This is a genomic window from Streptomyces sp. NPDC048057, from assembly GCF_040653095.1.
GTDB lineage: Bacteria > Actinomycetota > Actinomycetes > Streptomycetales > Streptomycetaceae > Streptomyces.
Genome location: NZ_JBEZNF010000006.1, coordinates 242,150 through 255,463 on the forward strand (window position 1 = coordinate 242,150; position 13,314 = coordinate 255,463).

At 70.6% G+C, this 13,314-nt stretch carries 12 protein-coding genes; 2 read left to right on the forward strand and 10 right to left on the reverse strand.

Annotated features, from left to right (window positions below; all coding sequences use genetic code 11):
• Positions 1 to 3 precede the first annotated feature (3 nt).
• Entirely contained in the window at positions 4 to 543 is a 540-nt protein-coding gene (locus AB0E05_RS09265; protein WP_361960955.1) for a TIGR00730 family Rossman fold protein, read from the reverse strand.
• A 191-nt stretch (positions 544 to 734) separates the two neighbouring features.
• Here AB0E05_RS09265 and AB0E05_RS09270 point away from each other — a divergent pair, with 191 nt between their 5' ends.
• A complete protein-coding gene (locus tag AB0E05_RS09270) occupies positions 735 to 1,532 on the forward strand; it encodes an alpha/beta fold hydrolase (protein WP_361960957.1) in 798 nt (265 codons plus the stop codon).
• A 158-nt stretch (positions 1,533 to 1,690) separates the two neighbouring features.
• Here AB0E05_RS09270 and mnmA read toward each other — a convergent pair whose 3' ends face one another.
• Positions 1,691 to 2,815 (reverse strand): tRNA 2-thiouridine(34) synthase MnmA, encoded by a 1,125-nt coding sequence (gene mnmA / locus AB0E05_RS09275; protein ID WP_361960959.1) that lies wholly within the window; start codon positions 2,813 to 2,815, stop codon positions 1,691 to 1,693.
• Between the two features lie 60 nt (positions 2,816 to 2,875).
• On the opposite strand from mnmA, the gene AB0E05_RS09280 reads away from it, so the two are divergent.
• Complete coding sequence (locus AB0E05_RS09280) at positions 2,876 to 3,610, forward strand: N-acetylmuramoyl-L-alanine amidase (RefSeq protein WP_361960961.1); 735 nt, start codon at positions 2,876 to 2,878, stop codon at positions 3,608 to 3,610.
• Between the two features lie 223 nt (positions 3,611 to 3,833).
• On the opposite strand, the gene AB0E05_RS09285 is transcribed toward AB0E05_RS09280, so the two are convergent.
• The 8 genes from AB0E05_RS09285 to AB0E05_RS09320 form a co-directional block, all read right to left on the reverse strand.
• A complete protein-coding gene (locus tag AB0E05_RS09285) occupies positions 3,834 to 4,997 on the reverse strand; it encodes a cysteine desulfurase family protein (RefSeq protein ID WP_361960963.1) in 1,164 nt (387 codons plus the stop codon).
• A gap of 136 nt (positions 4,998 to 5,133) precedes the next feature.
• Entirely contained in the window at positions 5,134 to 6,189 is a 1,056-nt protein-coding gene (locus AB0E05_RS09290; RefSeq protein WP_361960965.1) for a WYL domain-containing protein, read from the reverse strand.
• Between the two features lie 206 nt (positions 6,190 to 6,395).
• A complete protein-coding gene (locus AB0E05_RS09295; protein WP_361960967.1) occupies positions 6,396 to 7,241 on the reverse strand; it encodes a thioesterase family protein in 846 nt (281 codons plus the stop codon).
• 58 nt (positions 7,242 to 7,299) lie between these two features.
• A complete protein-coding gene (locus AB0E05_RS09300) occupies positions 7,300 to 7,959 on the reverse strand; it encodes a trimeric intracellular cation channel family protein (RefSeq protein WP_361960969.1) in 660 nt (219 codons plus the stop codon).
• Between the two features lie 43 nt (positions 7,960 to 8,002).
• Positions 8,003 to 9,202, reverse strand: a complete 1,200-nt coding sequence (locus AB0E05_RS09305; protein ID WP_361960971.1) for a dipeptide ABC transporter ATP-binding protein — start codon at positions 9,200 to 9,202, stop codon at positions 8,003 to 8,005.
• Between the two features lie 8 nt (positions 9,203 to 9,210).
• Positions 9,211 to 10,329 (reverse strand): ABC transporter ATP-binding protein, encoded by a 1,119-nt coding sequence (locus AB0E05_RS09310; RefSeq protein ID WP_361960973.1) that lies wholly within the window; start codon positions 10,327 to 10,329, stop codon positions 9,211 to 9,213.
• A complete protein-coding gene (locus AB0E05_RS09315) occupies positions 10,326 to 11,324 on the reverse strand; it encodes an ABC transporter permease (protein WP_361960975.1) in 999 nt (332 codons plus the stop codon). Before AB0E05_RS09315 ends, AB0E05_RS09310 begins: the two co-directional genes overlap by 4 nt.
• Positions 11,325 to 11,500: 176 nt before the next feature.
• Entirely contained in the window at positions 11,501 to 13,279 is a 1,779-nt protein-coding gene (locus tag AB0E05_RS09320; protein WP_361960977.1) for an ABC transporter substrate-binding protein, read from the reverse strand.
• Positions 13,280 to 13,314 lie beyond the last annotated feature (35 nt).

Genomic DNA, 13,314 nt, shown 5'->3' on the forward strand with positions numbered 1-13,314 from the left:
CGACTACTGGATCCCGATCGACTCCTCCAGGTACGCGAGCGCCGAGACGCCGTCCTCGGCGAAGAACACCAACTCCGTCAGGGGCAGCGGCAGGAAGCCCTCCTCCTCCATCCGTCGGAACTGCGCCTTCAAGCCGTCGTAGAAACCGGCCGTGTTCAACAGCACCACGGGCTTGTCGTGCTTGCCGTGCTTCTTGAGCTCCAGGATCTCGGTGGCCTCGTCCAGGGTCCCGGTGCCACCCACCATGATCACGACGGCGTCAGACTTGGCGAGCAGCAGCGCCTTCCGCTCGGCGAGGTCCTTGGCGACCACCATCTCGTCCGCGTCCTCGCGGGCCACGTGGGACAGGAAGTCCACCGAGACGCCGACGAGGCGCCCGCCCGTCTGCCGCACGCCGTCGGCGACGACCTTCATCAGCCCGCTCTCCGAGCCGCCCCACACCAGGGCGTGGCCCCCCTTGCCGAGGAGTTCGGCGAACTCCCGGGCAGGGCGGGTGTATCGGTCGTCGAGGTCGGCGGCGGAGAGGAAGACGCAAATGTTCATGACGCCACCGTACGGGTCCTCGGCACACCTCGGGGTGACGGCCGTCAAACCTGTGGATGAACCTGTGGATGACGCACGCCCCCACCGTCGGCGGAACACCCGGAACCGGCGCTGACCTGGGGCGTGGGGAGAAACTGAAAAATGTCGTGCGTCAGCGATGAGTTGTGCCGACCCGCCCGGTCAGCACTGCCATGGACTACACGAGCCGTACGCTCAACAGGGCGCGCTCGGCGGACGGCACGCCCATCGCGTACGAGCAGCGCGGTGACGGGCCCGCCGTGGTGCTGGTCAGCGGTGCGCTGGACACCGCTGCGGCCCAGGCACCGCTCGCCGACCTGTTGGCGTCGCACTTCAGCGTCTTCACCTACGACCGGCGCGGCCGGGGCGGCAGCGGTGACACCGCCGGGTACGCGGTGGAGCGGGAGGTCGAGGACCTGGCCGCCGTCATCGAGGAGGCGGGTGGTCGGGCCCGGGTGCACGGCTCGTCGTCGGGCGGTGCGCTCGCGCTGCGAGCCGCGGCCTCGGGTCTGCCGATCACCCAGCTCTCCGTCTACGAGCCGCCGTTCGACCCGGCCACGCCGCCCGGCTGCCCGGTGGGGGACCACTTGGCGCGCACCCGTGAGCTGGTGGCCGACGGCAAGGTCGACGAGGCCCTGGTGCTCTTCCTGGACCTGGTGGGGACGCCGGGCAACGTGATCGAGCACATGCGCGACTTCCCCGTCTGGTCGGAGCTGGCGGCGACGGCGCACACGCTCCCGTACGACTACGCCGTCATGGGCGACGGCGCGGTGCCGGTGGGCCTGCTGCACGAGGTCGCGGTGCGCGTGATGGTGATCGAGGGCGGCGCCAGCGCCCCGTCGATGCGCGAGGCGGCGCGGCTGGTGGCGGAGGCCCTGCCGCGCGGGCGCCACCGTACGTTGACGGGGCAGACGCACGACGTGGCGCCGCACGTACTGGCGCCCGTGGTGGCGACGTTCTTCGCGTCCTGAGCCGGCGCGCGCGGCGTGCGCCGGCGCGTTGAGACCAGAGACTCCCAGGGGTTGCTGAAGGCCGTGGTGGCCGGCGTCGGAGTTCCACGGGGGTGGACTCGGGCACGGCCCGCACGGCCCCTTCGGCGTGCCCGTGGAACCGGCGAGTACCGCGGCGCTCAGGCCACGGAAGCCGTGGCTCGCTGCGTGGCGGAGATCGTCGCCGAGCCCACCACGCGGGTGCCGTCGTACAGCACGATCGCCTGGCCGGGGGCGACGCCGCGCACCGCTTCGGCGAAGGTCACCCGCAGCTCGCCGTCGACCATGACGGCCGTCACCGAGGTCTCGCCGCCGTGGGCGCGCAGCTGGGCGGTGTACGCACCGGGGCCCTGCGGCTCGGCGCCGCACCAGCGGGGCTTGATCGCGGTCAGCCCCGTGACGTCCAGCGCCTCGGCCGGCCCGACGGTCACGGTGTTGTTCACCGGCGAGATGTCGAGGACGTAGCGCGGCTTTCCGTCGGGGGCGGGGTGGCCGATCCGCAGCCCCTTGCGCTGGCCGATCGTGAAGCCGTACGCGCCCTCGTGGGTGCCGAGCCGGGTGCCGGACTCGTCGACGATGTCGCCTTCGGCGGTGCCGAGGCGGGAGGCGAGGAACCCCTGGGTGTCGCCGTCGGCGATGAAGCAGATGTCGTGGCTGTCGGGCTTGCGCGCCACCGCGAGGCCGCGGCGCTCGGCCTCGGCGCGGATCTCGTCCTTGGTGGTCAGGGTGTCGCCGAGCGGGAACACGGCGTGCGCGAGCTGGCGCTCGTCCAGCACCCCGAGGACGTAGGACTGGTCCTTGGCGGCGTCGCTGGCGCGGTGCAGCTCTCGGCGGCCGTCCTCGGTGACGACGACGGTCGCGTAATGGCCCGTGCACACGGCGTCGAAGCCGAGGGCGAGCGCCTTGTCCAGCAGCGCGGCGAACTTGATCTTCTCGTTGCACCGCAGACAGGGGTTGGGGGTGCGGCCCGCCTCGTACTCCGCGATGAAGTCCTCCACGACGTCCTCGCGGAACCGTTCGGCCAGGTCCCAGACGTAGAAGGGGATGCCGATGACGTCCGCCGCGCGGCGCGCGTCGCGCGAGTCCTCGATGGTGCAGCACCCGCGCGCACCGGTGCGGAAGGACTGCGGATTCGCGGAGAGCGCGAGGTGGACGCCGGTCACGTCGTGCCCCGCTTCGACGGCTCGGGCGGCGGCGACGGCGGAGTCCACGCCTCCGGACATGGCGGCGAGCACACGGAGCGGGCGCTGGGGAGTCTCAGTCATAGCCCTACCAGGGTACGGTCACGGAGAACCAAGAGCTCGCGAGTATGCGTTGTAGGGGATATGGGAAGCGAAACGAGACGCGGGCGCGGGGAGCGGGACGGGGGCGACCGGGCCAAGGGCGGCCGGTTGCCGGGGCTGAACCGGCGGGGTCTGCTGATCGGGAGCGCGGCGGCGCTGGTCGGCGGCGGTGTGCTGGCCCGTGACGAGCTGAGTCGGCTGTGGTGGAAGATGCCCGGCATGTCCAAGCCGCGCAAGGAGGGCGAGCTGGACCACGCCGGCGCGGAGTGGACGGCGGCCTCCCGGTCGAACTGGCGGCTCGCGGACCGCCCCGACGACTACCGCATCGACCGGGTGATCATCCACGTCGTGCAGGGCAGCTTCCCGACGGCGCTGCGGGTCTTCAAGGACCCGGGGCACGGCGCCGCGACGCACTACGTGGTGCGCAAGGACGGCCACGTGGCGCAGATGATCCGCGAGCTGGACGTGGCCTTCCACGCGGGGAACCGTTCCTTCAACGAACGCAGCGTCGGCATCGAGCACGAGGGGTTCGTGGACCGTCCGCAGGACTTCACGGACGCGATGTACGAGGGGTCGGCACGGCTGACGGCCGGGATCTGCGCGCGGTACGAGATACCCGTGGACCGCGAGCACGTCATGGGGCACGTGGAGGTGCCGGGGACGGACCACACCGACCCGGGGCCGCACTGGGACTGGGACCGGTACATGAAGCTGGTCAGCGATGCGATGCCGGCGGCACGGCAGGCCTTGGAGACGACGAAGAACGCGAAGGGGTAGCCGCCTGCGCGATGCCCGGCGCGCTGGACGGGGCCGGGGTCGCCGGAGGCACGCTCGGTCGAGGCGCCGCCCGACTGGGGGTCCTCTCTGGCGGTCCGCCAGGGGGAACAGAGCGGGAAACGGGGAACAGGGCGGGAAACAGGGAGGCGGAAGCCGACGCTTCGCTTCCGCTTCTGGCGTGTGGACGCCACACCGCGGTGAACGGGTTCGCCGCGGGGCAGAGTCAGGTCAGACCCGCCGTTCGGGCCCGGTCGACCGCCGGCCCGATCGCCTTCGCGACCGCTTCCACGTCCGCCGTGGTGGAGGTGTGACCGAGGGTGAAGCGAAGGGTCCCTCGCGCCAGGTCCGGGTCGGTGCCCGTCGCGAGGAGGACATGGCTGGGCTGGGCAACCCCGGCGGTGCACGCCGACCCCGTGGAGCACTCGATGCCCTGTGCGTCCAGGAGCAGGAGCAGCGAGTCGCCCTCGCATCCAGGGAAGGTGAAGTGCGCGTTGGCGGGCAGTCGGTCATCGGGGTCGCCACCGAGGAGCGCGTCCGGCACCGCGTCCAGTACGGCACGGACGAGCTGGTCCCGAAGGGAGCCGATCTCTCGCGCGAACTCCTCACGGCGTTCGGCGACCAGCTTGCCGGCCACAGCAAAGGAGGCGATGGCAGGAGCGTCCAGGGTCCCGGAGCGTACGTGGCGCTCCTGCCCGCCTCCGTGGAGCACCGGCACGGGAGCGTAGTCCCGGCCCAGGAGTAGCGCGCCGATCCCGTACGGCCCGCCGATCTTGTGCCCGGAGACCGTCATGGCCGCGAGCCCGGAGTCGGCGAAGCTCACGTCGAGCTGGCCGACGGCCTGGACCGCGTCCGCATGCAGCGGGACGTCGTACTCGCGCGCCACCTCGGCGAGCGCGGCGACCGGCATCACGGTGCCGATCTCGTTGTTGGCCCACATGACGGTGGCGAGGGCGACATCGTCGGGGTTGCGCTCGATGGCCTCGCGCAGGGCCTCGGGGTGTACCCGCCCGTAGGCGTCGACGGGCAGGTACTCCACCGTGGCGCCTTCGTGGTCGCCGAGCCAGTCCACGGCGTCGAGGACGGCGTGGTGCTCCACGGGGCTCGCCAGCACCCGGGTGCGGGCGGGATCGGCGTCCCGTCGCTGCCAGTAGAGGCCCTTCACGGCGAGGTTGTCCGCCTCGGTCCCGCCCGAGGTGAAGACCACCTCGCTGGGGCGGGCACCGAGCGCGTCGGCGAGGGTCTCACGCGCCTCTTCGACGGTGCGTCGAGCACGCCGCCCGGCGGCGTGCAGTGCGGACGCGTTGCCGGTGACGGTGAACTGCGCAGTCATCGCCTCGATGGCCTCCGGAAGCATCGGAGTCGTCGCGGCGTGGTCGAGGTAGGCCATGGTGGCCTCGATTCTACGAGGCAGGAAGGGGGGCGCGGACGCGGCGCAGGGAGGTACGGAAAGGCAGGAGGTGAGGGAGCATCGCACAGAGCGGGTGCACGGCGGGGGTTCGGCGCTGAATACGGGCAGCGCCGGCTCACCCCGTCCCGTACAGAGCGACCACGTCGGCGGCGGTGCGGGCGAGCTGTTCCCGCGCTTCGGGCGGGGTGAGGACGCGTACGGAGGAGCCGAAGGTGAGGAGGGTGCCGACCTCGCCCAGCGCGGAGAAACCGAGCACCAACCGGCGCCATCCGGCGCCCTCAGCGCCCTGGGAGTCCTCGGTCTCATCGGCGTCATCGGCCTGCTCGGTCCGACCAGCCTGCCCAGTCAGCTCTGCCTGCCCTGTCAGCTCTGCCTGCTCGGGGTGGTCGCTGAGGATCCGGTGGGCGTGGAGGCGTAGGAAGAGCTCCAGGCGGTCGTGGTGCACCAGCGCCGTCACGGTGATCAGCGGCGGCCGGGCCTCCAGCCGATGGCGCAGGGTCTCCCAGACCTCGGCGAGTTCCAGGCCGGGGCGGCGGCGCACGTCCTCGTCGACGACCACGGCGCGGACCACCCGGTCCGCCCGGAACAGTCGGGGCGCCCCCTCCTCGTCGGCGACGAGGTACCAGACGCCGGCCTTGACGACCAGGCCGTAGGGGTCGAGCAGATGGCCGTCGGGCGCGGCCGACCGGTTGCGGCGGTAGCTCAGACGCAGCCGGCGGTCGGCGAAGACGGCGGCGGTCAGCACGTCCAGGTCGACGGCGGGCGGCTGCGGGGAGAGCCAGCGGGCCGGGTCGACCAGGATGCGTCGGCTCGTCAGCTCTGCTGCGGGGCGATGGGGTTCGGGTAGGGCGGCCATCACCTTGCGCAGGGCCGAGCGGAGGGCGGCGTCCAGCCCGAGGGCGGCGTGGGTGCCCTGGGCGGCCAGGACGAAGAGCGCCCGGGACTCGTCCTCCGTGAGTCCGGTCACGTCGGTGCGAAAGCCGGGGAGCAGGGTGATCCCGCCATGTCTGCCGCGTTCTGCGTAGACGGGGACGCCGGCCGTGGACAGCGCCTCGACGTCGCGGTAGATGGTGCGTACGGACACCTCCAGGCGCTCCGCGAGTTCGGAGGCGGGGACGAGGTCGCGGGTTTGGAGGAGCAGCAGGATCGAGAGCAACCGGTCTGATTTCACGGGGCGTCCACCGGGGCCTGGAGCTGGGGAAACGGGACGGAGCAGATCAGGCTATCCCGCGCCGTCCGACGGTCCATCGGCACGGCGTCCCCAGGCTGTGTCCGCCCGGGCCGTGTCCGCTCAGAGCTCGCCCACCCGGCCCGGGCACCCGTGAGCCGCGCCCACCCGGCCGGGGCCGGGCGGACGCGGTGGGTGGGCGGGAGGGGTCAGCGGGGCGCCTTCGCCAGTTGTCGGGACTGGGCGACCAGTCGGCCCCGGCTGTCCCAGATCTCGGCGTCCTCTTCCAGGAAGCCGCCCGCCATGTTGCGGGTGGAGATCGCGACGCCGAGCGGGCCGGGGGCCGGGCGGCAGCGGATGTGGGTGGTCAGCTCGACGGTCGGGGTCCACCCCTTGAGCCCCAGGTCGAAGGAGGTCGGCGGCATGGCGTCGACCGTGAGCAGCAGGGAGAGCGGGTCGGCGTCCCGGCCGTCCGCGAGGCCGAACCAGCCCCGCACCTCCCCCTTGCCGGAGGGGGCTCCGACGGCCCAGCCGACGGTGTTCGGGTCGAGCCGGAGGTCCAGGCGGCCCAGGATCGCCCACTTCTCGGCGAACTCGGGGTCGGGTGCGTCGGCCGAGCTGAAGCACTGGTCGTACGGGGATATGGAGGGCGGGGTCGCCGAGGTGCGGACCTCGTCGGTGAGGCCGTTCAGATCGCCGTGGGTGGCCAGCACCCGGATCCGCTCGACCTCCGTGCCGTCCTCGGCGTACTGGAAGAGGGATGCCTGGCCGGTGGAGAGCGTGCGGCCGGTGCGGACGGTCTGCGTCCGGATCACCGCGGGGCCGGGGGTGCTCGCGCTCACGAAGTGGGCCGAGGTCGTGAAGGGGTCGGGGTGCGGTAGGGCCTGTCCGAGGGCCCGGCCGATGACCGCCAGCAGATAACCGCCGTTGACGGCGTGGGCGATCGTCCAGCCCGCCGAGAGCTGGGCTTCGTAGACGCCTGGTGTGCGCAGGGTGACGGCGGTGTCGCGGTCGAACTCGCTGTCGCCGATGGATGCCTGAACTGCCTGTGCCATGTCGGCACGGTACCCCAGGAGCATACTAAGCAGTAGCTTTTGAGGTTCGCGGCCTTCGTCAGACTTCTTCCACCGCCGTGGAGCGACGGTTCCAGGCACGGGGGGCGCGCCAGTGGAAACGTATGGCCAGCAGCCGCAGCGTGAAAGCGGTGAGGGCAGCGAATCCGCTGGTCAGCCCGTTGAGGGTGTCGAACTGGATGAAGAGCGCCACCATCGTCGCGCCGACGATGGCCGGGACGGCGTACAGGTCGCGGTCCCAGCGCAGCAGGGACGGCACCTCGTTGGCCAGGACGTCCCGGAGCACACCGCCGCCCGCGGCGGTCGCCACACCCAGCGCCGCCGACGAGGTCAGCCCCAGCCCGTACTCGTACGCCTTGGTGGTGCCGGTGACGCAGAAGAGGCCGAGGCCGGCGGCGTCGAAGACGTTCACCCCGGTCTGGATGCGTTCGACGACGGGGTGCAGGAAGAAGACGAGGGCCGTGGCGACCAGGGGCATCAGGAAGTACCCGAGGTCGGTGAAGGCCGCCGGCGGGACGGCCCCGATGATCAGATCGCGCAGCAGCCCTCCGCCCAGCGCGGTGACCTCGGCGAGCACCGCCATGCCGAAGACGTCGAAGTTCTTGCGGACGGCGAGCAGTGCGCCGGAGATCGCGAAGACGAAGATTCCGGCGAGGTCGAGCGCGTGCTGGACGGAGGGCGTGAACAGTTCTTGGAGCACCGGACGATTGTGCCGTCTTCGCCCCGGTGCTCCGGACCGGCGGCTAAGCCTTCGAGGTGCCCCCTTCGCCCCCTTCGTCGCCTGCGTCGCCTGCGTCTCCCCGTGCCGCCTCGTCCGTGGCGTCCTCGGCGGCCGCCTCCTCGGACTTCGAGACCGCGGTCACCACCTCGATCGCCTCCTTGGCCGAGGCCAGCCGGGACTCGTCGGGGGCCTGGTCCGGTGCGTTCTCCGGGTGGTGGCAGGCGACCTGCTGCCCGGGGCGCAGCTCGATCAGCGGGGGCTCCTTCGTCGTGCAGAGCTCCGTCGCCTTCCAGCACCGGGTGTGGAAGCGGCAGCCCGTCGGCGGAGCGATCGGCGACGGCACGTCGCCCTTCAGCAGGATGCGCTCGCTCTTCGCACCGCGCCTGCGCGGGTCCGGCACCGGCACCGCGGAGAGCAGGGCCTTGGTGTACGGGTGCATCGGCGCCTCGTACAGCGACGCGCGGTCCGCCAGCTCCACGATCTTGCCCAGGTACATCACCGCGATCCGGTCCGAGACGTGCCGGATCACCGAGAGGTCGTGGGCGATGATCACGTACGTGAGCCCCAGCTCGTCCTGGAGGTCGTCGAGCAGGTTCACCACCTGCGCCTGGATCGACACGTCCAGCGCGGAGACCGGCTCGTCCGCCACCACCAGCTTCGGCTTCAGCGCCAGCGCCCGTGCGATCCCGATGCGCTGGCGCTGACCGCCGGAGAACTCGTGCGGATAGCGGTTGTAGTGCTCCGGGTTCAGGCCCACCAGCTCCAGCAGCCGCTGGACCTCCTTCTTCACCCCGCCCTCCGGAGTGATGCCCTGGAGCTTGAAGGGCGCGGAGACGATGGTGCCGATGGTGTGCCGGGGGTTCAGCGAGGAGTACGGGTCCTGGAAGATCATCTGGACGTCACGGCGCAGCGGGCGCATCCGCCCCACGCCCATGTGCGTGATGTCGTGACCCTGGAACTCGATCCGGCCGCCCGTGGGCTCCAGCAGCCTGGTGATCAACCGGCCCATGGTGGACTTGCCGCAGCCCGACTCCCCCACCACGCCCAGCGTCTCGCCCGGGCGCACGTCGAAGGAGAGTCCGTCCACCGCCTGCACGGCGCCGGTCTGCCGCCGCAGCAGCCCCGAGCGGATGGGGAAGTGCTTGACCAGCCCCTCGACCTTGAGCAGCGCGTCCGGTGCGGTGGTCGATCCGGTCTCCGCCGCCTGGTGGGGAATCTTCACGTTGTCACTCACAGCTTGGGCGCAATCTCTTCGGTCCAGATCCGCGTCCGCTCCTCCTGCGCCATGTGGCAGGCGGAGAAGTGCCGGCTGCCGACCTCGGTCAGTTCGGGGCGGACGGTGCGCGTCACGTTGTCCTTCGGTACGTCCGCGTAGGGGCACCGCGGGTTGAAGGCGCAGCCGTCGGGGATGTTGATCAGGCTGGGCGGGGAGCCCTTGACCGGGATGAGCCGTTCGGTCTGGTCGCGGTCGATGCGCGGCATCGAGCCGAGCAGCCCCCAGGTGTAGGGGTGCTGCGGTTCGTAGAAGACCTGCTCGGCGGGGCCCCGCTCCACGCACCGGCCGCCGTACATCACCAGGATGTCGTCGGCCAGTTCGGCGACGACGCCCAGGTCGTGGGTGATGATGATGACCGCCGAGCCGAACTCCTTCTGCAGGTCCCGCATCAGGTCGAGGATCTGCGCCTGGACGGTGACGTCCAGAGCGGTCGTCGGCTCGTCGGCGATCAGCAGTTCGGGGTTGTTGACCAGCGACATCGCGATCATCGCGCGCTGGCGCATGCCGCCGGAGAACTCGTGCGGGTAGCTGTCCACCCGCTTGTCGGGCTGTGGGATGCCGACCCGGTCGAGCATCTCGACGGCCCGGGCGCGCGCCACCTTCTTGTCGACGTCGTGGTGCACCCGGTACGCCTCCACGATCTGCCGCCCGATCGTGTAGTACGGGTGCAGCGCGGACAGCGGGTCCTGGAAGATCATCGCCATGTTCCGGCCGCGGAGCTTGCGCACCTCGTCCGGTTCGGCGCCCAGGAGTTCCTGGCCGTCCAACCAGATCTCGCCGGAGATCCGGGCCTTGCGGCGACCGTACTGGCCGGCGGTGTGCAGGCCCATGATGCCGAGCGAGGTGACGGACTTGCCGGAGCCGGACTCGCCGACGATGCCGAGGGTCTTGCCCTTCTCCAGCTGGAAGCTGAGGCCGTCGACGGACTTGACCACGCCGTCGTCGGTCGGGAAGTGGACCTTGAGGTCGCGCACTTCGAGGAAGGCCTCGGGGGCGGGTGCGCCGGCTCGGGCGACCTCGCCGGGGGCGGTGGCCGGGCCGGTGGCGGCCCCGGACTTGTTCAGGTCGGTCATCCGAGCCTCACTCGTGGGTCGACGACGGCGTACAACATGTCCACGACGAGGTTCGCCACGCAGATGAAGAGGGCCGCGAAGAGGGTGACGCCGAGAATCAGCGGCAGGTCCTTGGTCTGGATGGACTCGATCGCCAGCTTGCCGAGCCCGGGCAGGTTGTACGTGGACTCGGTGAGCACGGCACCGCCGAGCAGCGCCCCGAGGTCGAGCCCGAGCAGGGTGAGCACGGGCGTCCAGGTGGAGCGCATCGCGTGCCGTCCGATGACGACCCGCTCGGTGAGCCCCTTGGCGCGGGCGGTGCGGATGTAGTCCTCGCCCATGATCTCCAGCATGGTGGCCCGGGTGAGCCGGGCGTACATCGCCGCGTACAGGAACGCGAGGGTGATCCACGGCAGCACCAGGGTCTGGAACCACTGGGCGGGGTCCTGGTCCAGCGGTGCGTACTCGCCGCTGACCCAGTCGAGTTGCCAGCTGAAGACGGCGAGCGAGAGCAGCCCGGTGAAGTAGATCGGGAGCGAGACGCCGGCGAGCGCGACCGTCATCGCGGCCCGGTCCCACAGGGTGCCCCGGCGCAGCGCCGAGACGACGCCGGCCGCGACGCCGCCGCCGACCCAGAGCAGACAGGCGCCGGCCGCGAGCGAGAGGGTGACCGGGATCGATTCGGAGAGCTGGGGCCAGACGGCCTGCTCGGTACGGAAGGAGTAGCCGAAGCAGGGGGCAGGGCACTTCGTGACGTCCGTGCCGTTGGCGTACTCACGGCCGGCGAAGATGCCCTGGACGAAGTTCCAGAACTGCACCAGCACCGGGTCGGCGAGGCCCAGCTTCTCCCGGATGCCCTCGATCGCGGCGGGGTCGGCCTGCTTCCCCGCGAACAAGTACGCGGGATCGGCCCCGGCCCACTTGGGGAGCACGAAGAAGATGACGAAGGTCGTCAGGGTCACGACCAACAGCATCATGGCGACGGCGAACAATCGCCGGATGACGTAAGCAAGCACTGTGCGCGGCCCGACGGCGGCCCCGTGAGCCCGGATGACGGGTCGTGGGGGTCGCCGCCCGAGGCCATCACCTGCCCTTCGGGACTGGCGGTTTGGGCGTTGGCGGTGTGGTGCCGGTGGTGACCCGCGGCTCGGGGCAGCGGGTCACCACCGAGGATCCTCGGGAGGGGTGAGGACTACTTGACGACGCCCAGCGAGACGTAGTCGTAGCGACCGCTGTACGCGCCCGTGGAGTAGGCGTTCGTCAGCCGCGAGCTGCGCCAGGTGATGTTCTTCTCGTAGACGAGCGGCATCTGGACGGCGAGGTCGGAGACCGCGTGGTTCATCTGCTGGTAGATCTCACCGGCCTTGTTGGGGTCGGTCTCCAGCAGCGCGTCGTCGAAGAACTTGTTGATCTTCGGGTCGTTCGTCTGCGACATGTTGTAGTTGCCGTTTTCGGAGATGAAACGGCCGTCGATGATCGGCTGGGAGAAGCCCTGACCGGTCGGGAAGTCCGGGCCCCAACCGCTCATGATCAGACCGAGGTTGCGCTGCTTGACCACGGCCGGGGAGCCGGTGATGCTGGCGGACTCGGCGCCGTCGATCGACTCGACCTGGGTCTTGATGCCGACGGCCCGCAGGGACTCCTGGAGGGCCTCGGCGGCCGGGACTTCCTGCGGGTTGTTGCTGCGGGCGCTGATGTTGGTGGAGAAGCCGTCCGGCCTGCCGCACTTCTTCAGCGCGTCCTTGGCCTTGGCGACGTCCGGCTTGCCCTTGCGCTCCAGCACGCCGTACGGGTCGTAGTCGTCGGCGCCCTTGACGTCCTTCGGCAGCATGTTGGGCGCGATGTCACCACCGGCCTGCGGGCCGCCGCGGACCTGCTGGATGGAGGCGAAGTCGGTCGCGTAGATGACCGCCTTGCGGCACTCGATGTTGTTGAAGGGCTCCAGCGCGGTGACGAAGTCGACGTACCGGACGAAGGCCGTCTGGATGTTGTCGACGTTGTCCTTGCTCTCCTTGAGCGCCTTGCCGCGGCCGGCCTGGCCCATGCCGGTGGCGTTCAGGTCGAGGTCGTACTCGCCCTTGATCAGCAGCTCGTCGATCGCCTCGATGTTGGAGTTGATCGTGACCGTGATCTTGTCCGGCAGCGCGGGCCGGATCGGGTCGGACGCCTTGGCCCACTTGTCGTTGCGGACCAGGCTGATGCTCTTCTTCGGCTCGTACTTCTCGAACTTGTACGGACCCGAGGAGAAGGGCTTGAGCTGGTACTTGGCGCCCTCGTCCTTCTCCTTCTTCACCGGGGAGCCGGCCGGCATGGCGAGCATCTGCTCGAAGTCGCCGTTGGCCTTCGGGAGGTTGAAGACGATGGTCTTGTCGTCCGGCGTCTGGATCGCCTTCAGGCCGAGCTTGTCGGGCGCGGTGTCCTTGTACGGGCCCTTGTAGGTGTTGCCCGGGTCGAGGACCTGGCGCAGGTACTGCGGGCCGCCGGTGATGACGTCGGTGGCCCAGATGCGCTGGATGCCGTACTTGATGTCCTTGGAGGTGATCGGCGAGCCGTCCTCCCAGGTGATCCCTTCGCGCAGCTTGTAGGTGTACGTCTTGCCGTCGTTGGTGATCGCGGCCTTGTCCTGGGCCAGGTCGGGCACCAGCTCGGCGCCGGCGGGGCCCGGCTTGGTGGCGTACGTGACCAGCTGGCGCGAGTAGAACCGGCTGAAGTCCCAGGCCATGCCGTAGTACTGGCGCTGCGGGTCCGCGGAGTCCAGGTCCTGCTTGCCGATGAACTTCAGCGTGCCGCCCGCCTTGGTGGACGGGTTCGCGATGCCCTTGACGCCGGCGTTGAACCCGGCCGCCTTGCCGCCACCGCCGCCGTTGTCGTCGTTGTCGCCGCCGCCGCAGGCCGCGGTGGCCGTGAGAGCGGCCACGACGACGGCCGCACCGGCGACCCGCCTGGCCCTCGACGAACGTTGGGGAGTCATGGTTACAACCTCCGGAGTAGCGCGGTCCCTGCTCG